The sequence below is a fragment of the Nocardioides sp. NPDC057772 genome (assembly GCF_042798075.1).
Taxonomy (GTDB): Bacteria; Actinomycetota; Actinomycetes; order Propionibacteriales; family Nocardioidaceae; genus Nocardioides.
In genome coordinates this window covers 5,812-26,487 of record NZ_JBHVKN010000033.1, presented here as the reverse complement: position 1 = coordinate 26,487, position 20,676 = coordinate 5,812, and the positions used below count along the sequence as shown (strand labels likewise).

General features: G+C 69.6%; 18 protein-coding genes and 1 pseudogene. 8 read left to right on the top strand and 11 right to left on the bottom strand.

Annotated features, from left to right (window positions below):
• From ACFVJS_RS08625 to ACFVJS_RS08610, 4 genes and pseudogenes are all read right to left on the bottom strand, one after another.
• A complete protein-coding gene (locus tag ACFVJS_RS08625) occupies positions 1-750 on the bottom strand; it encodes an ABC transporter permease (RefSeq protein ID WP_328532385.1) in 750 nt (249 codons plus the stop codon).
• Positions 751-1,002: 252 nt separating this feature from the next.
• Positions 1,003-1,767 (bottom strand): annotated as a pseudogene (locus tag ACFVJS_RS08620) (ABC transporter ATP-binding protein); the annotation flags it as partial.
• 146 nt (positions 1,768-1,913) lie between these two features.
• A complete protein-coding gene (locus ACFVJS_RS08615; protein ID WP_378878481.1) occupies positions 1,914-3,203 on the bottom strand; it encodes a helix-turn-helix domain-containing protein in 1,290 nt (429 codons plus the stop codon).
• A 176-nt stretch (positions 3,204-3,379) separates the two neighbouring features.
• Positions 3,380-4,384, bottom strand: coding sequence for a hypothetical protein (locus ACFVJS_RS08610; RefSeq protein WP_378878480.1), 1,005 nt, complete (start codon positions 4,382-4,384; stop codon positions 3,380-3,382).
• A 251-nt stretch (positions 4,385-4,635) separates the two neighbouring features.
• Between ACFVJS_RS08610 and ACFVJS_RS08605 the strand changes: the two genes are divergently transcribed.
• The 6 genes from ACFVJS_RS08605 to ACFVJS_RS08580 all read left to right on the top strand — a co-directional run bounded on the left by ACFVJS_RS08605 (position 4,636) and on the right by ACFVJS_RS08580 (position 10,929).
• Positions 4,636-5,280, top strand: a complete 645-nt coding sequence (locus tag ACFVJS_RS08605; RefSeq protein WP_378878479.1) for a hypothetical protein — start codon at positions 4,636-4,638, stop codon at positions 5,278-5,280.
• Between the two features lie 80 nt (positions 5,281-5,360).
• Positions 5,361-6,002 carry a hypothetical protein gene (locus ACFVJS_RS08600; protein ID WP_378878478.1) on the top strand — a complete coding sequence of 214 codons (642 nt, stop codon included), beginning with the start codon at positions 5,361-5,363 and terminating at the stop codon, positions 6,000-6,002.
• A gap of 180 nt (positions 6,003-6,182) precedes the next feature.
• A complete protein-coding gene (locus ACFVJS_RS08595) occupies positions 6,183-7,400 on the top strand; it encodes a PucR family transcriptional regulator (RefSeq protein WP_378878477.1) in 1,218 nt (405 codons plus the stop codon).
• 13 nt (positions 7,401-7,413) lie between these two features.
• Positions 7,414-8,454, top strand: coding sequence for an HAD family hydrolase (locus tag ACFVJS_RS08590; RefSeq protein WP_378878476.1), 1,041 nt, complete (start codon positions 7,414-7,416; stop codon positions 8,452-8,454).
• A gap of 116 nt (positions 8,455-8,570) precedes the next feature.
• Positions 8,571-9,860, top strand: coding sequence for a lytic transglycosylase domain-containing protein (locus tag ACFVJS_RS08585; protein ID WP_378878475.1), 1,290 nt, complete (start codon positions 8,571-8,573; stop codon positions 9,858-9,860).
• A gap of 205 nt (positions 9,861-10,065) precedes the next feature.
• Positions 10,066-10,929, top strand: a complete 864-nt coding sequence (locus ACFVJS_RS08580; RefSeq protein ID WP_378878474.1) for a GTP-binding protein LepA — start codon at positions 10,066-10,068, stop codon at positions 10,927-10,929.
• Between the two features lie 85 nt (positions 10,930-11,014).
• Here the strand turns inward: ACFVJS_RS08580 and ACFVJS_RS08575 are convergent, their stop codons facing one another.
• Complete coding sequence (locus ACFVJS_RS08575; RefSeq protein ID WP_378878473.1) at positions 11,015-13,288, bottom strand: transglycosylase domain-containing protein; 2,274 nt, start codon at positions 13,286-13,288, stop codon at positions 11,015-11,017.
• 125 nt (positions 13,289-13,413) lie between these two features.
• Here ACFVJS_RS08575 and ACFVJS_RS08570 point away from each other — a divergent pair, with 125 nt between their 5' ends.
• Positions 13,414-13,722 (top strand): DUF692 family multinuclear iron-containing protein, encoded by a 309-nt coding sequence (locus ACFVJS_RS08570; RefSeq protein WP_378878472.1) that lies wholly within the window; start codon positions 13,414-13,416, stop codon positions 13,720-13,722.
• On the opposite strand, the gene ACFVJS_RS08565 is transcribed toward ACFVJS_RS08570, so the two are convergent.
• The 6 genes from ACFVJS_RS08565 to lepB (ACFVJS_RS08540) all read right to left on the bottom strand — a co-directional run bounded on the left by ACFVJS_RS08565 (position 13,680) and on the right by lepB (ACFVJS_RS08540) (position 19,742).
• The gene (locus ACFVJS_RS08565) at positions 13,680-14,573 is read right to left on the bottom strand and encodes an Abi-alpha family protein (protein WP_378878471.1); all 894 of its coding nucleotides are present in this window, start codon (positions 14,571-14,573) and stop codon (positions 13,680-13,682) included. The two genes, ACFVJS_RS08570 and ACFVJS_RS08565, sit on opposite strands and share 43 nt — an antisense overlap.
• Entirely contained in the window at positions 14,570-15,892 is a 1,323-nt protein-coding gene (locus ACFVJS_RS08560; protein ID WP_378878470.1) for a hypothetical protein, read from the bottom strand. Before ACFVJS_RS08560 ends, ACFVJS_RS08565 begins: the two co-directional genes overlap by 4 nt.
• An 81-nt stretch (positions 15,893-15,973) precedes the next feature.
• Complete coding sequence (locus ACFVJS_RS08555) at positions 15,974-16,996, bottom strand: Abi-alpha family protein (RefSeq protein WP_378878469.1); 1,023 nt, start codon at positions 16,994-16,996, stop codon at positions 15,974-15,976.
• Complete coding sequence (locus ACFVJS_RS08550) at positions 16,993-18,312, bottom strand: hypothetical protein (RefSeq protein ID WP_378878468.1); 1,320 nt, start codon at positions 18,310-18,312, stop codon at positions 16,993-16,995. Before ACFVJS_RS08550 ends, ACFVJS_RS08555 begins: the two co-directional genes overlap by 4 nt.
• A gap of 168 nt (positions 18,313-18,480) precedes the next feature.
• Complete coding sequence (gene lepB, locus ACFVJS_RS08545; protein ID WP_378878467.1) at positions 18,481-19,056, bottom strand: signal peptidase I; 576 nt, start codon at positions 19,054-19,056, stop codon at positions 18,481-18,483.
• Positions 19,053-19,742 (bottom strand): signal peptidase I, encoded by a 690-nt coding sequence (lepB, locus tag ACFVJS_RS08540; protein WP_378878466.1) that lies wholly within the window; start codon positions 19,740-19,742, stop codon positions 19,053-19,055. Before lepB (ACFVJS_RS08540) ends, lepB (ACFVJS_RS08545) begins: the two co-directional genes overlap by 4 nt.
• A 223-nt stretch (positions 19,743-19,965) precedes the next feature.
• Here lepB (ACFVJS_RS08540) and ACFVJS_RS08535 point away from each other — a divergent pair, with 223 nt between their 5' ends.
• Entirely contained in the window at positions 19,966-20,571 is a 606-nt protein-coding gene (locus ACFVJS_RS08535; RefSeq protein WP_378878465.1) for a DUF6230 family protein, read from the top strand.
• Positions 20,572-20,676: the final 105 nt, after the last annotated feature.

Here is a 20,676-nt window from a genome sequence, read left to right as displayed (position 1 = left end):
TCAGGCCCCCTTCCCGGGGACGAGCTCGAGGTAGAGCGTCGTGATCACGAAGTTGACGAAGAAGAGGAGCAGGAAGGTGACGACGACCGACTGGTTGACCGCCTCCCCCACCCCCTTCGGTCCGGGCTTGGTGTTGAGCCCCTGGTGAGCGGCGACGAGGCCGGCGATGAGCCCGAAGAGCACCGCCTTGAGCTCGCCCACCCACAGGTCGGAGAGCTGGGCGAGGGCGGTGAAGGAGGAGAGGTACGCCCCGGGTGTCCCGCCCTGGATGATGACGTTGAAGAAGTAGCCGCCGAGGACGCCGACCACGCTGACCAGCCCGTTGAGCAGCACGGCCGCGAGCACGCAGGCGAGCACACGTGGCACCACCAGCGCCTGCACCGGATCGACCGCGATCACCCGCATCGCGTCGATCTCGTCGCGGATCGTCCGGGACCCGAGGTCGGCGCAGATCGCCGCACCGCCGGCTCCGGCGATGACCAGCGAGGTCACGATCGGCGCCGCCTGTTGCACGACCGCCAGCACGGAGGCGGCCCCGGTGAACGACTGCGCCCCGATCTGCACGGTCAGCGTGCCGAGCTGCAGCGCGATCACCGCGCCGAACGGGATCGCGACGAGCATCGCCGGGATCCAGGAGACCGAGGTGACGAACCAGAACTGGTCGAGCAGCTCGCGGGCCGCGAACGGCCTCCGGAAGGCGGCTCGGAACGTGTCCAGCCCCAGCGCGAAGAGCGCGCCGACCTGATCCAGGGCCCGGCTGACCGGGTCCTTGACCTTCGGTCTGGGGGCTCGGTCAACGTCGTCGTCATCGGCGGTGTAGAGCGTCGCCGCCCCGCTCGCCACCCGCGCGGTGTGCCGCTCGACCGCCGCCCGTGGGGCGCCGTTGGCGGGCGCCAGCTGGCGCGGCAGCACCTCGATGGCGCGGGCGCCGGCACGTACGGTCGCGACGCCGGCGGTCGGGTAGTAGGCCTCGCCCTCGACGTAGTCGTCGTTGACGCCGTGGTCGGTCTCCTCGCTCATCCCGATCGGCCCGATCGGGTCGCCGCTCATGAACTGGGAGACGACCGGGTGGTCGGTGAGCAGGAACTCCTCGCGCGGGCCGTACATCACCAGGCGCCGGCGGTAGAGCATGCCGAGGTTGTCCGGCAGCGTACGTGCCAGCTCGATGTTGTGGGTGACCACCAGCATCGTGGCGTCGGTGGCCGCGTTGACGTCGACGAGGAGCTGGGCGAGATTGGCCGTACGCACCGGGTCGAGCCCCGAGTCGGGCTCGTCGCACAGGATGATCGAGGGCTCGGTGACCAGCGATCTGGCCAGGCCGGCCCGCTTGCGCATCCCGCCGGAGATCTCCCCCGGCAGCTTGTGCTCCTGACCGAGCAGCCCGACCAGGTCGAGCTTGTCGTTGGTGATCTGCCGGATCTCCGACTCGCGCTTCTTCGTGTGCGCGCGCAGCGGGAAGGCGACATTGTCGAAGACGCTCATCGACCCGAAGAGCGCGCCGTCCTGGAAGAGTACGCCGAACCGCCTGCGCAGCTCCTGCCGCTGCGACTCGCGCGCCTTGACCATGTCGACCCCGTCGACCAGGCAGACCCCGGCCTCCGGACGCAGCAGCCCCATCAGCGACTTCAGGAACACCGACTTCCCGGTGCCCGACGGCCCGAGCAGCGCGGTGATCTCCCCCTGGGGCAGCGTGAGGGTCACGTCGCTCCAGATGTTCTGAGACCCGAAGCTCTTGGTGAGCCCGGTGACCTCCACGGTTCCGCCCATCGCGGGACCTCCTGATCTGCCGTTGTGGGGTGTGCTTCCGATCGGACAGTACGTGTGGCTCACGTCACAACGGCAGGGGAAATCGAGGCGTCCGGAAAATGAGTGCCGTCCTTTGTCATGCGCGTGACAAATTGCCCGCGCAACGCTCAGCCGCAGCGCTCGAGCTCGACCCAGTCGGGGGCGTTGCTGTCGCCGGCGCCGAGGGCAAAGAGGAGCAAGGTGACGAACTCAGGATCCTGGAGCCGGCTGCCGAAGGCGGCCCGCAACCGGAGCTTGTGGTTGCGGACGGTGTGCTCGTGGATCCCGAGCTCCGCGGCCAGTGCCGTGGCATTCGCTCCGGTGAGCAGCCACAGCCGCAGCGTACGCAGCACCGCCCGCCGGTGCTCGTCCTTGAACGCGTCCAGCGGCGCGAGCGCCTCACTCGCCTCCCATCGTGAGAGCGTGGGATCGGCGTTGAGCAGCAGGGCGACGTGGTGGTCGGCGCAGCGCACCACCGGGTCCGCGGGGATCACCCCTGATTCGACGAGGTCTCGGGCGCGCTCGGTCCAGCGGATCGCGGCCGGCACGTCGGCCAGCGGCACCGGCACGGTCACGAACACAGGACCCGTACGCGGCCACCCCCGCATCACCGCACTGACCGCGTCGACGTCGGCTGGGTCGGTGACCACCAGGGCGCGCCGGTCGGCGGTGTCCCACGCGCACCCGCCGGGCAGCTCGACAGGCTGCTCGGCCGAGTCCAGCGGGACGACGGTGTCGACCGAGCAGACCACCACCGCTTTCGGCAGCTGCCAGCCGACGCGCGCACCGAGATCACCGATCACCTCGGCGTCCGCCGCTCCGGCGAGACTGCGGACGAGTCGGCGCCGGATCCAGCACGGATCCGCCTCGCGGTCTCGGATCCCGGCGGCGTACCCGCGGGCGACGTCGTCGAGCAGGATGCCCATGTAGGCGAGGAGCGAGCCGCACAGCGTCCCGCGCACGTCGTCGGGGACCAGTCCCTCGGCCTCGTGACGGATCGCCTCGGCCGCTCGGTGGGTGGCCACGTCGAACGCTGCCCTGAACCCGTCGAGGCTCCGTTCGGCCAGCGCCTCTCCCCTGCCCATCGCGAAGTACATCACCGACACCGTCTCCGGATCGGACGGGATGTTCTCGACCACGTCGGCATAGAGCTCCACGGCACTGGCGACGGCCTTCGTGATCAGGTCCCGACGCCGCTGGGTGGGATGCCGCGAGTAGGCGGCGACCTGACACAGGATCTCGTCGGTGATCTGCGGGACCAGCCCACGGCCGACCCTGCGGATGACTGCGCACTCCGCGGGCGAGACGCGCGGGGCATGGATCTTCTCGGCGAGCTGCCGGGAGGCGCTTCGGCGTGGCAATCGCGGGTGCGGGACACGCGTTCCGGTGGTCGTCATCGGGCTCTGCGTCGGACTCATGGATCTACGACTTCTCCCCTCGATCCCCGGCCCGTGGGAGCACTGTGCTTCGTCAGGCCGGCGTCACTCAGTGACGCTCATCACAGACGACATCGAGCTGATCGGCCAGTGCAGGAAGGCCCGATCAGGACACAAACGCCCCTGAGTTGTCACGCGCGTGACAAATTCGCAGGTCGTCACCGACCACTCGTGGGGATCTCCGGGAGCGGGGGAACCTGTGGCGGCAGGACGTCCATGCGGCACGGGACCGACTCGGGGGTCGACGCACCCGGCGCAGGCGGCAGGTTCTTACCGCCGGGGTTCGGCACCGTGCAACCGAGAACGCCACCCTGATAGGTACGCAACGGGAACCCTTCGCCCGAAACGGTGGCCGTCAGGAGGTTGGAGATGTCGTCGCCGGCAGTGGTGACGCACCCGGAGAACGGGGGCACGTCCACGGTACCTGCGAGGAGGCCGCCCGGGCTGAGGTTGAAGAGGCCTTCGTTCCACAGATCCGGCTGCACGCGCGCAGGCACGTTCTGGCTTCCGTCCCACCCCATAAGGTATCCCTCCCCGGACAGGTCCAAGGCTCCCGACTCTCGTGTCCGACACTCTCCTCGGAACGGCAGTGACACGCCGTCGACCCGCACCGACATCACGCGCGTACTGACCCGGCCCTTGACCGGGCTGTCGGGGACCTCGGTCCCGAACGGGGGAAGCCGGGCGCACGTCAAGGTCTCGAGCTCGATCGGCACGGGGAGGCCGTCAGCTCTCTCCTGCTCCAGGCGTACGGTCGCCTCGACGGGGACCGCGCCGAAGGTGACCGTACGAACGACGATGTCCGGCGTCTGGCCGTAGTTGTAGGCGGACCCGGGCTGAGCGACGAAGTAGATGTTCGCGCCGGCCTTGGTGCACTGCCGGTACTTGGTCGCGTCGAAGTCCTCGATACGGCCCTGGTAGAAGTCGGCGGCCACCGTCATCAGGGGCGTACGCAGCCACTGACGCGCCCGCTCCACGTCGGCGAGCGACGAGTTCGCCGCCCCGGTCCAGGAAGCGTGCCGGAGAGGTAGCTCCTGCTGCTCCGGGGCGGGCAGCCCCGGGTACGGACCCTCTTCCGCCTCGCTCGCCCCCAGACCGAGCATCGCGAAGGCGGTGCCGGCGAGGATGGCCAGCGCCGCCGCACGCTGCAGAGTGTGTCGCATACCGCCAACGTGGCATCGCGGATATGCGGAAGCAACAAGGTCGGCTCGGATACATCGGAACCGGTCCCCGGACTTGTCATGCCCATGACAAGTCTCGGGCCGCCCTCCACATCGGATGTCGCGTACGCGACATCGTGGCGCCCCATTTCGTGGTTTCGGGCAGATGGCCGTCGACAGCCGGATTCGCGACGCGGATGAATGGGCCCCGACAGAGACAACCAGTCTCCATCGCCATGAAAGGACGACCTTCGATGAAGAAGAAGCTTCTCCTTGTAGGTGCGGCAGCCGCCGCCCTCACCCTCGCTGCGCCGGCGATGGCCAGTGCCGCCCCGCCCTACACCGTCGCCGTAGGTGGCAGCACCGCCGCCGGCAACCATGCCTTCAACGCCACCGCTGTCGGTGGCATCACCTTCGCCGTCCCACTGAACGCGATGACCTGCACCTCGGCCGGCGCCAGCGGTTCCATTCACAGCGGCACCGGGAAGAGCGGGCTCGCCCCCGACCATCTCGCGACCATCTCGTCGACGACCTGGAGCGGCTGCACCGAGCAGTTCGGCACCCCGCTGACGGTCACCCACAGCGGCGCCTGGAAGCTCGAGACGAACGACACGTCGGTGACCTCCGCAGCCACCGACCAGGTCGACGGGTGGATCAGCGCCATCAGCGCACGTGTCACCGACTCCACCGGTCTCTGCGACTTCACGGTCACCGGCACCGCCGATGGCCACTTCGACGAGGCGACGCAGCGTCTGGTCGTCGACGAGACGGGCGACGGGTCCCTGAAGGTGACCACGGTCGTCGCCGACTGCCTCGGCTCGATCTCCGTCGGCGATCCGGCTTCGTTCAACGGCACCTACAACGTGTCCGTCCCGAACGGTGCCGTCAACGTCAGCTGAACCCGGCAAGCGAGAGCGGTGCGCCCGAGCGGCGCACCGTTGTCGCGTCTCCCTGTTCCACCATCTTGAAGGAGCCCGTCATGTCTTTCTCGACCCTCATGAAGCGCCGGCCCGGTCTGCTCGCCGTCCCGGCCGCGGCAGCGCTGCTCACCGTTGCCGCGGCCGCACCCGCCCACGCCGCACCGCTCGACATCCTCTACGACGCCAACGGCACCACCGTCGTCGCCTCGACCGGGTCGCAGATCCCGATCGGCCCGGCCGTCCTGGACACGACGCTGGAGACCACGACCGGCGCGTTCACCGGCTCGCTCGCGCTTCCCGGCGCCCACACAGAGTTCAAGGCGGCGGGGTTCATCCCGATGAGCGCCGACGTCAGCTTCGAGGAGGCCGCCCCCACCACCGGCACGCTCTCGCCCCATCCGGAGGGCGGCGGCAGCTATGTCGAGGCCACCTCCTATTACAACGTACGTCTCACCAACATCAAGGTCGTCGGTTTCCCGACCTTCTCCGGGCCGTTCTGCCGCACCGTCGAGCCGGTGGCCATCCCCGTGGCCACGCCCGAGGGCGAGCGGTTCGGGGTCTTCACCGGTGGCCGGCTCACCGGGACCTACTCGATCGGCGACTTCCAGAACTGCGGCCTCAACACCTGGCTGGTCAACGCCCTCGTCCCCGGCGACGGAAACACCATCGAGCTCAACCTCACCAACCCGCGGCGCGGCTGAGCGCTCCCTCCCGAGTCCGCCGGGCGGCCGAACGGCCCCCGGCGGGCTTTGCCCATCCGAGCCACGCAGCGGCACCGGCGTACCGGATTTCGGGGGCATGCAAGGCAAAGACGTGCCATGGTGGTCGATACCTTCTCGGGCATGTTGGACGAAGGAGTTTGACGTGCGACGGAGCACGAGATGACGCAGACCCACCAGTCCCCCGGGCTACCCGGTTCCGCCGTGTGGATGCTGAAGAGCCTCGAGAGCGAGGTGCGGCCGATCGCGCGCAAGATCACCCGCCACCTTCGCGAGGGGCTGCCGGCCGAGACCGAGGGCTTCGAGGAGCTCATCTTCACCGCCGTGCACGGCGCGATGTCGCACTTCATCGACCTCGGCCTCGGACGCTCGGCGCCCTACATCGCGATCGACGACCACTTCCGCAAGGTCGGCTTCAAGGTCGCCGCACTGGGCCAGGACCGGGCCATCGTCGACCAGGGCATCGACATGGCCACCACCGAGCTCTGGGACGAGCTGCGCCGCCGAGCGGTCGAGAACGAGCTCTCCGCCGCGGCGCTGAACGCGCTCAACGAGATGATGACGTCGTACGTCGAGCACCTGACCACGCAGGTCAGCATGGGCTTCGAAGCGGGCACCGAGGCCCGCGACCAGAACAACGACGTCGCCCGCGCGCGGCTGATCGACCGGATGCTGTCCGGCTCCTCGCACGACGAGATCGAGACGCAGGCGGCGCTCGGCGAGTGGCCACTGCCGGAGAAGGTGACGGTGATGGCGGTCGAGCTGCTCGACGCCGACCAGATCTCCGCGGACGCGCTCTCGTCCGTTGCCCTCACCCGCCGGCGCCGGCCGACCCAGGTCGTGATCTGCCCGCCGAGCGCCACCGCCACCGTCACCAAGGAGGTGCGCGCGGCCGCGCCGAAGGCCCGGGTGTCGATCTGCTGGCCGGTGCCGCCTGCCGATGTCCCGGCCGCCTGGCGCTGGGCCAACCGCGCCTTGGCGCTGGTCAACGCACGCGTCATCCCGGCCAAGCCGGTCATCGACTGCCTCGCCTACCGCACCGAGATCTGGCTCCACGCCGAGCCGGTGATGCGTCGCCAGCTCGCCCAGGAGCTGCTCGAACCGCTGCTGGCCGAGTCGGAGAACTCGCGCGAGATCCTCACCGAGACCCTGCTGGTCTGGCTCGAGACGCGGGAGAGCGCACCGGCGATCGCAGCGGTGCTCGGTGTGCATCCGCAGACCGTGCGCTACCGCTGGAAGCGGATCAACGAGCTCTTCGGCGAGTCGCTGCGCGACCCAGAGTTCGTCACCCAGCTCCTGCTGCTGCTCAAGGCGAGCGTGCCGCTGTGGATGGCCGGCGACCAGAGCGACTTCGACCGCTACCAGCAGCAGACGGGCTGACCCGGGATCACACATGGAGATGCTCGTTCTCGTCGCCGGTGCTGTCGCTGCGTACGTCCTGGGGCTGGGGTTTCCTCGCGTCGTCGCCGGCCGGCTCGGGCGCCGGCACGGGATCTCGTCGGTGCCCGGTCCTGCGTGGGCGGTGGCTGCCCGCGTCGACGCGGTGGTGCTCGACCGGTGGGGGACGGTGACCACCGGGCGCCTTGCGGTGACCACCGTCGAACCGCTCGATCCCGACCACCTGCGCAACCTGCGCTGGTTCGCGGGAGCGCTGGAGCACGAGGCCGAGGGACCGCTGGCCCGGGCCGTCGCCAGACTCTCGCCGCGCGGCAAGGTCACCGACTTCAGCGTGGTGCCCGGATCGGGGGTGCGGGGGTCGGTGGACCGGCATCCCGTGCGCGTCGGACGGCCCTCCTGGGTCGGCATGGCCGACCGTGACGACCGCGGCACAGTCCTCGGCGTCGAGCTCGACGGGCGCCCGCTGGGCTATCTCGTGGTCGGCGACGAGCCGCGCGAGGACGCGGGATCGTCGGTGTCGCGGCTGGCGTCGGCCGGGGTGTCGGCGGTGCTGGTCTCCGACGACGGCGCTCGTGAGACCGAGGAGCTGGCCGAGGCCTGCGGGATCGAGCGGTGGCACCCCGAGATCGCCCCCGAGAAGCGGGAGCGGCTGGTCGCCGAGCTGCAGGAGCAGGGCCGCGTGGTCGCCTTCGTCAGCTCGCGGCCCGAGGACGCCGAGGCCCAGGCGGTGGCCGACCTGGCGGTGGCCGACCTGGCGGTGGCCGACCTGGCGGTGGGCGGGAGCTCTGGCGTCACCCTGACGGATCTCGACGTCCGGCGCGTCGCGGTGCTGGTCTCGCTCGCGCGCCGGGTCGTCGCGGCACGTCGCTGGGCCGGACCTGTCGCTCTCGTGCCGGCCGTGGTCGGGGCGGTGCTGACGATCCTGGGCGCCGGCTCGGTGGCGCTCGCGGCCGGGTGCGCGCTGCTCTGTCTGCTGACCGCGGCCGTCGCCGCGACGATCCCGGTGACGAGGGCGGGAAACTTGTCACGTACGTGAGTAGTTTCGGGGATTCTCGGCGCCGATCGCGCACAGCGCGTTGTGGCGGAGCTCACATGATGGCTGGATCGGTGACATCGATCCACCACCCGCCCGACCCGAGGATGTGACCGAGGATGACCCCACGACCCGGTCTGCTGCTCAAGGCAGCGGCGCTGCCCGTCGCCGCCGCCACCGCCGCCTGGACGATCCATGCGATCCAGGAGGGTCGGCCGGTCGACGCCACGGCCAGCGTGCGCCAGGTGCCGGTCGAGGTGCCGGCCCAGGAGCTGCTGCCGCCGGTGAGCGTCTCTGCGGTCAAGCCCGTCCCCAAGGCCGTCCCCACGCTCACGGCCGAGCCCGCCGGGTTCGCCGCCGAGGCCGCGGCCGGCGTCATCCCCGAGATCGCGCTCTCCGCCTACCAGCGCGCCGCGACCGTGCTCGCCGACGCCGATCCCGGCTGCCGGCTCGACTGGTCGCTGATCGCCGCCATCGGGCGGGTCGAGTCCGACCACGGCCGGGCCGGCGGTAACACGCTGTCCGCCTCCGGCGTCGCCACGCCCGGGATCTTCGGCGTACCCCTCACCGGGGCGGCCGGCACCGCACGCATCCTCGACACCGACGGTGGCACCTACGACCGTGACCTCGTCCACGACCGCGCGGTCGGGCCGATGCAGTTCATCCCGTCGACCTGGTCCGACGTCGGGGTCGACGCCGACGGCGACGGCCGCCGCGACCCGCAGGACGTCGACGACGCCGCGCTAGCCGCCGCGGTCTACCTGTGCTCGGGCTCCGCCGACCTGTCCACCGAGGCCGGGCAGCGCTCGGCCGTACTGCGCTACAACCACAGCGAGGCGTACGTCTCCGCGGTCCTGCAGATCGCCGAGGGCTACCGGCTCGGCACCTTCGAGGCGCCGACCGACGTCGTCCTCCCAGCCGCGCAGATCCCGGTCACCTCCTCCGCCGACCTCGAGCCGCTCTCCGGTGCCTCGCCCAGCGGCCAGCCGCCCCGACCCTCCTCCGGTGGCGCCGCGGGCGGGACGGACACAGGTGCACCCGGTGGTGGTGGCTCCACGACGCCCTCCTCGCCGTCGGGCTCCCCCTCTCCTGGTGGCGGCTCCGTCGAGCCGTCGCCGACCTCGGGACCGTCCCCGACCGGGTCCCCGACGGGCACACCGACGGGCACACCGACGGGCACACCGACGGGCACACCGACGGGCACACCGACGGAGACACCGACGGGCACACCGACGGAGACACCGACCGGCACCCCGACCGAGACTCCCACCGAGACTCCCACCGAGACGCCGACGGAGACACCGACCGAGACCCCCACGGAGACCCCGTCCGCGACCGAGTCCGCCGGCCCGGCCGGTGAGTCGGCCGATGAGTCAACAGGCACGGAGACGTCGGCGATCACGCCCTGAGACTCGGCCCAGATCGTGTTGGCCTCGACACGCCCGCCCGCGCCAGGCTCGCCCACCGCCCTCCCCCGTTGGCCGAGCCGCCGACGCCGCTGGAACGAACGTGTCGAGGCCAACACCCCTCGGTTGGGTTAAATCGCGTTACAACCGCTCCCGATCCGGGCACACTGAAGGCGCCGCTTGACTCCCCCACCAGGAGCCGCCCCGGATGCTCACCGATAACGACCGCCTCGTTGCTCATGTCGCGCGCCTCGGCGAAGAGCACCCGCCGATCCCGATGGACTCCGTCGACTTCACCGTGAACGACCCGGCGGGCTTCGATGCCCGCTTCGGCCATGTGCTCGACTACATGGCGCGGGTCGAGCTCGAGGTCGACCGCAACGTCCTGGAGATCTCCACCATGCTTCCCAACCCTCCCGAGGTCGACAAGCGCTTCTACGCCGAGGTGTGGCAGCCGCAGGAGATCCAGCACGGGCTGATCCTCGACCGACTCCAGCAGGTCCTCGGGCGGCCACCGGCGACCACCGATCTGGACCACGTCGGCCTGAAGCTGAAGGTGCTCGGTCTGCTGGCTCACCTGGAGCCGTTCCAGGACGTCTGCCGGATGCTCTACTACCTGACCGGGATGGCCACCGAGCGCTCCGCGGTGATCGCCTACAACCTGCTCCACGACGGGGTCGTCGAGACCGGCGAGCGGGCTGTCGCCGAGACCGTCATCGCACCGATCAAGCGCCAGGAGCCCGGCCACTACGCGTTCTACCAGCTATCCGCCCGTGCCCACTGGGCCACGCTCGCGGCCTGGCAGAAGTGGCTGGTCCGCCACATGCGCCGGATCTCCTTCGCCCCCGTCGGGGTCAACAACGTGAGCCAGCTGGCGGACTTCGGCGACGTCATGGAGACCCTCGGGGTCGACCACGAGGGCCGTGACCTGGCCGCCGACGTGGCCCGCGTCGAGCAGGAGCTCCTCTGGGCCCGCGACAGCGGCCTCCCCGTCCCCGACTACGTGACCCGCGCCTTCCGTGAGGCCGTCGAGGCAGCTCAGGCGCGGCGGGCGGTCCATCAAGGTATGTAGCCGAACCCCCACTTTCCTCGCGGAGTTCCACGCGGGATGTGACGGTTGGCCTGCATACCTAGACGAACCGCCCGCCCCGCGCCCCCTACCCGCGGCCCCTCGACACGAGCATCTCGACCGTCGCTCCCTTGATCGCCCGGCTGCCCGGAACGGTCCCGACGACGGTGCCCGGCTTCGAGCGCGACGCCACCCGCTTGCCGACGACCGGCTTGAACCCGGCAGCCTTGAGCCGAGCGGTAGCGCGTGCGACCGAAAGGCCCTCGACCTTCGGGATCTTGAGGCCCTTGCCGTTGACGACGCTCGCACCGGGACGTACGAAGCTCGCGGAGCCGAGCTTGCCGTCGATCGCCCGCATCGCGCCGGCCCACATCGGACCTGCGACGGTCGAGCCCGATGCGGAGGCGACGTAGCCGCCGCGGAGGCGCTGCCCGTTGAGGGTGACCCAGTTGCCCTCGTAGTCGGCGCCGGCGATCATCGACGCGGTCGCGAGCTTGGGTGTGTAGCCGTTGAACCACACCGCGCGGTTGCTGTTGGTGGTGCCGGTCTTGCCGGCCGACGGCACGCTCAGCGCGAGCCGCTGGCCGAACCCACCCGGCTGCAGCACGCCGCGGAGGATGTCGTTCATGGCGTCCGCGGTCCCGGTACGCATCACCTGCTCGCACGAGGCGGCGTACTCCTTCATCGTCTTCCCGTCGGGGCCGAGGATCGCGGTCACCGGTCGCGAGTCGCAGTGCTTGCCGCGAGCGCCGAACGTGGCGTACGCCTCGGCCATCTCCAGCGGGCTGACGTCGACCGGTCCGAGGGTGAAGGACGGCACCCGCTCGTGGGCGGGATCGGTCAGCCGGACGCCCATCTTCTTCGCGAGGGCGTAGGGGGCGCAGACGCCGGTGAACTGCTCGAGCCGGACGTAGAAGGTGTTCACCGACTCCCGGGTGCCGGTGTAGAGGTTCTTGTTGCCCGAGGTGGTCGAGTTGCCCACCGGATAGGGGTTGGGGCTGAACTTGCCCTCGCCGGGGCAGTTGGCGAAGGACGCCTGGTTGAACGTCCGCCTGGGCGGCGAGGGGATCTCCTGGCGGAGCGGGAAGCCCTTCTCGATCGCCGCGGCGCCCACGAAGACCTTGAACGTCGAACCTGCCTGGAAGCCGTTGGCGTCGCCGTACTCCTTCGGCACCAGGTAGTTGAGATAGGACTCGCCCTTGCGACGGCTCTCCCCCATCGGCCGCGACTGCGCGAGCGCCTTGACCAGGCCGGTGCCGGGCTCGACCATCGCCAGGGCGCCGACGGCGTTGTCGGTCGGCGAGACATGACGGCTCACCGACCGCTGCGCCGCCTTCTGGAAGCTCGAGTCCAGGGTCGTCCTGATGGTCAGGCCGCCGGTCTGCAGCAGCCGCCAGCGCTCGGCCTCGGTCTCGCCCAGCGACTCGTCGGCGAGCAGCCATCGCAGCGCGTAGTCGCAGAAGAACTCCGCCGACGATCCGAAGCAGCCGTTGCGGCTGTCCTGCACGTTGAGCCCGAGCTCGCTCTCCTTGAGCTTCTCCGCGTCGGCGCGCGGCAGGTCGCCGACCTGCACCAGCCGCTCGAGCACCAGGTTGCGGCGGGCCACCGTGGCGTCGGGGTAGTCGGTCGGGTCGTAGCCGGTCGGGTTCTTCACCATCCCGGCCAGCATCGCGGCCTGTCCCCAGGTCAGGTCGGCGGCGTCGACGCCGAAGTAGTGCTTCGCGGCCGCCTGGACCCCATAGGCGGAGTCACCGAAGTAGGCGGCGTTGAGGTAGCGCTCGAGGATCCAGTCCTTGTCGTGGTGCTCCTCGAGCCAGATCGCGTAGCGGAGCTCGCGGATCTTGCGGGCCGTGGACTTCTCGGTCGCGGCCGCCCGCTCCTCGTCGGAGTCAGCCCCGTAGACGAGCGTCGTCTTGACCAGCTGCTGGGTGATCGAGGAGCCACCCTGCACCGCACCCGACTCCGAAGCCGAGTTGCGCAGCAGCGCCCGCAAGGTGCCCTTGAGGTCCATCGCGCCGTGCTCGTAGAAGCGGCTGTCCTCGATCGCGAGCAGCGCCTTCGGCATGTTGGGCGAGATCTGGTCGAGCGCCTTGTAGGACCGGTTCTGGTCGTAGAGGGTCGTGATCACCTTGCCGTGCGCGTCCAGGATCCGCGTCGTCTGCGACAGCTCGCCCATGTCGATGTCGAGGGGCAGGTCGTCCATCACCTGGGCGCCCGACTTGGCCGCAACACCCGTCAGATGGATGAACGGGACCGCCATGCCGGAGGCCACCAGACCCGTCACCGCGGCAACGCCGATGAGAGCCGCGAACCGCATCACGACGCGGTGGAACGGAAGTGAACGAACGACTTTGCGCGCCAAGTTGAGGGCTCCTACCCGGGCCTCGAGCCAGGACCGGCGAGGGTTGCTGAACGATGGGGGAACAGGTGTTCCAGACTACCGGAAGGCCCCACACCGACCGCGTCCGATCGACCACACTTCACCCTGTGAACCCCTCGCTCGACGTGCTCGCCGACAACCTCCGGATCGCCCAGGTGTCGCTGCCGGTGCCGCTCGCGGTCGAGAACATCGCCGCCACCTTCGCCTGGCCCGAGGACACCATCGCCGAGCCCGACTTCCTCACCGAGCTCGTCGAGCGCACCGGCGTACGTCTCGTGCTCGATGTCGCCAACCTCTACGCCTCCGCGGCCGCGCGCGGGTCCGAGATCGTCGACCCCGAGTTCACCAGGCTGACCGAGGCAGTGCGCAGCGCTCAGGCCTTGGGAAGGTCCGCCCCACCGGTCACCGGGGCCTGATGCTCCGGGAACGAGGACTCGGCCGAGTCCTCGTCCACCAGCGTGGTGCGACCGAAGGCCTCACCGAACGGCGTCAGGTGCACCGAGCGGCGCACGATCTTGGCGAACTTCACCGAGTGCAGCGCCTCCAGCACGTCGGGCTGCGCCTCGAGCACCTGGTATTCGAGCGGGTCGGGCAACGGTTCCTTGGAGAACCACACCAGACCCAGCCGGAACAGGTTGTTGAGGTAGGCCGGCACCCGCTCCGGGTAGCGCACCCCGCTGCGTCCCGCGATCATGTTCAGACCCGGCGCGATCATGGTGCTGCCGACGAGCCCGGCCGGTCCCCCGGTGCGGACGTCGACCGAGGGCTGCGGCCCCGCCTCGAGCAGGTAGAGCAGCATCCGCGCCTCGTCGGGCGCGAGCTCGTCGAGGATCCGGGCGTACGCCGGATGCCCCTGCTCGTCGGCCCAGACGTCGCGCGAGCGGTCGAGCAGCTCGGCCCCGCGGCGGCGCAGCACCGGCAGGGAGTCCTGGGACGCCTCGGTCTCACGCGTGCGGGCGAGCACGACCTCCTGACGCGCTGCCTCGTAGTCGGACTCGGAGAGCTCCATCACCGGTTTCGTGCCGGGCAGGATGATCCGCGCCGCGGTGCCGGCGACGATGCCCACGGCCTCGGCCGTCTCCCGCACCAGCCCGTCGCGTACGTCCTGGTCGATCATCGCCCGGGCCACCCGGACGCCCGCGCGGCCGGAGGTGCGCAGCCCCCATCCGGCGGTGTGCCAGGCAGCACCTGCCGCCACCCGCGCCAGGCCGGGTGCGGTGCCGGCGACGGCGGAGGCGGTCGGGAGGACCTTGCCCAGGAGGCTCATGTCGGAAAGATTAGAAGGTGAAGGAAGCCGCCCGCGAGCCCCATGATCGCGCCATGGGCGTAGAGCATCCATTCGTCCTCCTTGATCGCTGACCTCATCATGTCCACGAAGTCGCCCGGCGGAAGCTCCTTGGTCCGCCGCGCGACCAGGTCGCGGATCTTGTCTGCCTGGTGTCGACTGAACCCGGGATCACGGAACGGAACCAGCGTACGGTCCGCCGCCTCGTTGGCCACCGAGGTGCTGATCCGGTCGAACCGTTCCGACCCCAGCGCTATCCGCACCGCACCCCGGTAGGGCCCGGCCGCGCGGTCCACCGCGGGCCTCAGCGCGTTGATCAGCAGCTTGCGGGTCGCGTCGCCGCGGGGCCCGTCGAGCAGGAAGTCGCCGATGCGCTCGAGCGTGATCACGTCGGTGGCGATGATGTCGGCGTAGACCTCCGCGGCCTGCTCCTGACGACGCGGGAAGAGACCCTGCACCTTGGTCCCCAGCACGCGGCGCGGTTCGGCGGGCTCGAAGATCAGCCACATGCCGAGCAGGTTGGTCACCCAGCCGACGACCACGCCGAGCAGCGGCAGCAGCCACCACAGGTGGAAGGTCTGGTCGATCAGCGCCACCGGGATGCCGAGCAGGAACCCGAAGATGAACCCGAACGCGACCATCAGGTTGAGCTCACGCTGGCCGAAGTCGCGGAAGATCCTGACCACCAGGGCGGGGTTCTTGCGGAAGTGGTCGATGACCATCAGCTTGGGGTCGAGCAGCTGGTCGATGTGCACGCCGATGTCGTCGGTGACCTTGTGCACGATCGAAGGGAGCTGCGCCTGCACCCGGACCGCGATCGCGTCCCTCACCGGCCGCGGCAGGTCGCGCCAGAGCCGCGGATGCTCGCGCATCATGATCTGCTCGACCAGCTCGGGCACCTCCGGCCGGAAGGTCTCCACGATGTGCGTGGCGATCTCCGAGGGGCCGAGCTGCTGGTAGAAGTCGCTCGGCGTGCCGAGCTTGGCGATCGCCTTGTCGACCGCGATCGAGCCCATCTTCGCGGCCCGGGCCGGGATGATTCCCTGCCAGCCCAGGCCGCCCTGGGCAAATCCCGGGACCTCCTGGAGCTTGTGCGGCAGGACCCTGGTCAGCTCGCGCAGCCCGGGGACCCTGAAGCCCTTGAAGGAGAGCGGGGCGAAGAGCATGTAGAGGCCCGACCAGTTGATCAGCCAGCCGATCACCCCGGTGAAGATCGGGATGGTGATCAGCGAGAGCCAATGAACGTGGGCAGCCCAGTCCTCGAACCAGCTGATCAGCGAGTCCTGCCACTCCGGCGACATCCGAGCTCCTTCCGCCAGAGTTCCAGACCGTCAGTATGCGTACCCTACCCACAGGCGAACGCAAACACCCTGAAGCGTCTGCTATTCGGTTGAGGCTTCCGTCGCCGCACCCGGCGGAATCTCATGGCTCGGCAGTCGATCGAGGTCCTCGGCGTCGGCGAAGCAGGCCCGGGCGAAGTCCTGTCCGAACGGCGTCAGGTGGATCGAGCGCCGCTTGATCCGAGCGCCGCTCTTGGCATGGACGGCCTGGAGTACGTCGGGTTGCGCCTCGACCACCTGATAGCGGATCAGCTCGCTGACCGGCTCCTCGGACTGCCACAGCAGACCGAGCCGGGTGAGGTTGTTCAGGTACTGCGGCACCAGCGACGGGTAGCGCACGCTGGCCTGCGCCCCGATCATGGTCAGCCCACGGGCGATCATCCGAACCCCGCGCAGATGGCCGATCAGGCCACCCTCGACCACGTCGACCGCCGGCTGCGGGCCGTCCTTGAGCATCAGCACCAGGATGCGCGCCTCGTCGGGAGCCAGCTCGTTGAGGATGCTGACGAAGGCGGGATGACGCTCGTTCTCGTCCCACACGTCACGCGAGCGACGCAGCAGCTCCTCCCCCGTACGCCGCAGGTGGTCGGGAGTCGCGCCCGGCGCGACCCCGTTCACCCGGGCGGCACGACCTTCCATCGCCGCCCGGGCGGTCTCGGCTGCCGGCAGCGCGAAGCGCTCCAGCAGACCGGTGATCGGGTTGCCGGTCGCGACCCGCTTCGCGAAGCCGGTCACCTGGCGGGCGTTGGTCGCCACGTCCTCGGTGAGCCGCACCGCCTCGTTGGGGTCGACGACCGCCTTCGCGACCCGCCCCACACCCCGGGCGTACGTCTTCAGTCCCCAGCCCGCGGTGTGGGCCACCGTGACCGCGGAGATCCTGAGCAGGCCCGGGAGCACGTCCATCGCGTCGTCGACGAGACCGCCACCTGGGCCCGGGGTGGGCATGCGGTGCATCCCCTCGCGGCCGTCGACGAGCTCCTCGGGCGGCTGGATCGAGGCAGCCGGCCGGGCGTACGTGTCGGGCCGACGGGCCCCCGGCTCGGGGTTGATGTGGAGGGCGCTCACAACACGTTCCACCATTCGAAGACCGCGACGTGCAGGAACCCGCCCGCCAGCCCCATGATCGCCCCGTGGGCGTAGAGCAGCCACTCATCCTCCTTGATCGCCGCTCTCATCATCTCAACGAACGTCTTCGGAGGCAGCGCACGACATCGCTCGGCGATCAGCCGGCGGATGTTGCTCGACTGCTGCTGGCTGAAGGCGGCGTCACGCATCGGGGTGAGCGTGTATTCGACGGCCTGCGCGGCGACCGAGGACCGGATCGCGTCGTACCTCCGGGCGCCGACCGCCACCCGGACCGCGGCGTGGGCCGGCCCGACCGCGGCGTTGACCGCCGGCTCGAGGGCCGCGGCGAGCATCTGGCGGGTGCGGTCGCCGGAGGGCCCGTTGAGGAGATGCTCTCCGATGTGCTCGAGCGTGATCACGTCCTTGGCGATGTGCTTGCCGTAGACGTCGGAGGCCTGCCACTGCCGCTGGGCGAAGAGCGCCTGCACCTTGAACGGCCCGATCCGCTTGGGCTCGGCAGGCTCGAAGATGAGCAGCATGCCGAGCAGATTGGTCGTCCAGCCGACCAGTACACCGAGGATCGGCAGCAGCCACCAGAGGTGGAAGGCCTGGTCGATGATGGCGACCGGGATGCCGAGCAGGAACCCGAAGACCGCACCGAAGACGACCATCATCCTCAGCTCGCGGGCGCCGAAGTCCTTGAAGATCCGCACGATGATCGAGGGGTCCTTCTCGAAGTTCTCGATCACCATGATCTTCGGGTCGAAGATCTGGTCGATGTGGTTGCCGATCTCCACCGTGACGTCGCCGACCACGTCGGGAAGCCGGTCCTGGACCCGTTGGATCACGACAGTACGCAGCGGCCGCGGCAGGTCGCGCCAGAACCGGGGATGCTCACGCCACATGATCTCGTCGACGAGCAACGGGATCTCGGGGCGGAAGACATCGACGATGTGGGCGGCGATCTTGTCCGGCTCGAGCCGCTCGTAGAAGTCGCGGGCCGTCGCCATCTGGGACAGCGCGCGGTCGACGGCGATGGAGCCCATCTTCGCGGCCCGCGCTGGCACGATCCCCTGCCAGCCGATCCCACCGCGGAGAATGCCCGGGATCTCCTGGACCTTGCGCGGCAGCGAGCCGGCGATCTGCTTGAGCCCGGGCACGGTGACCCCGTGGAAGTGGATCGGCGAGAACAGCATCCACAGCCCGGACCAGTTGATGAGCCAGCCGATCACCGCGGTGAAGAGCGGCACCGACCAGAACTCGAACCAATTGAAGTCGTCGAACAGGGCCAAACCGGCCGAAATGGTGTTAAGCACAAGACCTGACCTTCATTCCCTCATCCACGAGACCGCCCCAGGTGCACGCGGTGTCGTGGTCTCCCTGGCGCGAAGGCTAGTCCACCATTTGACAACTTGGGGCAAAATGTCCACCTGCTGCTCAGATGTCGAGCCAGTGATCCTGTCGGCGAGCACGACGCGTACGCCTTACCGCGCCGAGCCCGGTTCGACGAGAGCAAGTCGGACATCCTGGGCAACAGCCCCGTTCCGACCGAGGGGGAGCATTCGGAACACCACCCTGCCATGAACGGCATCGGCTTCCACGAAACCGAAGCTCCGCGAGTCTGTCGAGGCGTTCCAGTTGTCGCCGAGGAGCCAGTACGCACCCTCAGGGACGGTCACCCACTCCTGCCCGGCACCGGCCTCGGCGGACCAGGCCGGGTTCTCGACCACGTAGATCTCCCCCTCACCCGCGGGGCGGATCAGCACCCGGGCATCGCGGGACACCGAGACCCGGTCGCCGGGCATCCCGATGACGCGCTTGAGGATCCGGGCGTCGCCACCGGACACCGAGCTCGGCGCATCCGCCTCGACGACGTCGAAGCGTTCGATCTCGTCCCGGGTCCAGAACTCGAGGAACATCCGGTCGCCGTCACGCAGCGTCGGCTCCATGCTCGTGCCTTCGACGGTGACAGAGAAGGCGAGAGCCGCGACCACCAGCACGAGCGCCACGAATGCGGCCACACCGGCGGCGATGCCGCTCGCCGCGAGCACCCTTCTCACGGCCGCACGCCCAACCCAGGGACCGGCGTGCTCATCTCGACGAGCTCGACACCGCCGTCGTCGAACCCACCGAACGAACCGGCAGGGAGCAGCCGCAGCCAAGCCGTGCCAGAGACGTCCGTCACCGGTAGGAAGCCGAACGCGCGGGAGTCGGTCGAGCCACCCCAGTTGTCACCGATGACCCACAGGGAGTCCTCCGGGACGGTCACCCAGGCCGCGGAGGCGGCATCTCCGTACGTCCCGTCCCGCTCGCAGCACATACCGAGCTCTGTGCCGACCCGGCTCGGCCAGGCAGGGTTGTCGACCCGGAAGACATCGCCCGCCCCAGCAGGACTCACGTAGACCACCGGCTTCCCGCCGCCGACGATCGCGACCCGGTCGCCGGGCAGCCCGATCACCCGTTTGACCACCTGGCCGCCACCACCGAAGCGCTCGGGGCCCGGCTCGATGCCCTGGACGAGGTCGAAGCGCTCGATCTCGTCGTTGTGCAGCGGGTCGAGCAGGATCCGCTCACCGGAGGCCAGGGTCGGCTCCATGCTCTTGCCCTTGACCGTGAACGACCCGAACAGCGCAGCGACGACCGCAGCCATCACGAGCAGAAACGCCACCAGCGCGATCCACCCGACGGCCACCGCGGCGGAGCCGCGTTCGTCGGCGACAGGAGCATTCAGAGACCGTCCGGACACAATCAGGTCCTCTTTCAGGCAGAGCAACGACAGCGCGGCCAAACCGAGGCAGGAATAGCCACACTTCATAGACATTTAGGGACAAATTGTCCAGATGTGCTTGACCGTAGCACGTGGCGCCCATCACAGTGTGGATGCCGCCCAGGGTATTCACCACCGCGGGCGGCACACTTTTCTCGGTTTCATCAGCCCGTGAGGGACGGGTTCCACAGAGGGAGCACACATGAACAAGTTGGGGCATACCAGTCTCGGCCGCTTCGCGGCCGTCACGTTGCCGGCGGCGGTCGTCTCCGCCGGTATGGGTTACGCGATGCTGTCCGGCATGGTCGGCGCGGTCATCTCGTCGACTGACGGTTTCAACCTCAGCACCAACCTCACCGCCGATTCGCTGAAGATGCGCACCGGCGCCACTGAGATCGGCTCTGCCGGCAACAACCAGGGCACGATCTACGCACAGACCCAGGGCTCCGTCGCCAACGGGCTCAGCGTCGTGACGCCCCGCGTCGAGGTCCTGCCGGGCCTGAGCCTCAACCTGGGGATCACCTCGGCAGATACGTCGATCGACCTCGGCAACGTGGCACTGAACGCCGCCTCGCTGAACACCCCGACCGGCGCGACCATGGCCAACGTCACCCTGGGTCAGTCCCAGGCCGACGCAGGCTTCGACTCGACCGGCCGCGGCTACGTGGCGGACGGCTTCGCACTGCAGGCCGCGCAGACCACGGGCCGAAGCGGTGAGCAGGTGCTGAACAACCTGTCCGCACAGGCGTACGCGGTCCAGCTCAGCTCGCTGAGCCTCGACAACCTGTCGATCAAGCTCAACCCGTAGTACGCCAGCCCACCAGCCAGCAGTCGTGGGGGGGGGGGGGCGGGGGGCCCCCCCCCCGGAGGTGAGCGGGGCGAGGATCAGGCGCCGGGGACCCAGCCGTAGCTG

Bases quoted from the DNA above. Each gene is read 5' to 3' on its own strand.
- ACFVJS_RS08615 (WP_378878481.1), bottom strand. From the start codon at position 3,203: ATGAGTCCGACGCAGAGCCCGATGACGACCACCGGAACGCGTGTCCCG.
- ACFVJS_RS08610 (WP_378878480.1), bottom strand. From the start codon at position 4,384: ATGCGACACACTCTGCAGCGTGCGGCGGCGCTGGCCATCCTCGCCGGC.
- ACFVJS_RS08605 (WP_378878479.1), top strand. From the start codon at position 4,636: ATGAAGAAGAAGCTTCTCCTTGTAGGTGCGGCAGCCGCCGCCCTCACC.
- ACFVJS_RS08600 (WP_378878478.1), top strand. From the start codon at position 5,361: ATGTCTTTCTCGACCCTCATGAAGCGCCGGCCCGGTCTGCTCGCCGTC.
- ACFVJS_RS08595 (WP_378878477.1), top strand. From the start codon at position 6,183: ATGACGCAGACCCACCAGTCCCCCGGGCTACCCGGTTCCGCCGTGTGG.
- ACFVJS_RS08590 (WP_378878476.1), top strand. From the start codon at position 7,414: ATGGAGATGCTCGTTCTCGTCGCCGGTGCTGTCGCTGCGTACGTCCTG.
- ACFVJS_RS08585 (WP_378878475.1), top strand. From the start codon at position 8,571: ATGACCCCACGACCCGGTCTGCTGCTCAAGGCAGCGGCGCTGCCCGTC.
- ACFVJS_RS08580 (WP_378878474.1), top strand. From the start codon at position 10,066: ATGCTCACCGATAACGACCGCCTCGTTGCTCATGTCGCGCGCCTCGGC.
- ACFVJS_RS08565 (WP_378878471.1), bottom strand. From the start codon at position 14,573: ATGAGCCTCCTGGGCAAGGTCCTCCCGACCGCCTCCGCCGTCGCCGGC.
- ACFVJS_RS08560 (WP_378878470.1), bottom strand. From the start codon at position 15,892: ATGTCGCCGGAGTGGCAGGACTCGCTGATCAGCTGGTTCGAGGACTGG.
- ACFVJS_RS08535 (WP_378878465.1), top strand. From the start codon at position 19,966: ATGAACAAGTTGGGGCATACCAGTCTCGGCCGCTTCGCGGCCGTCACG.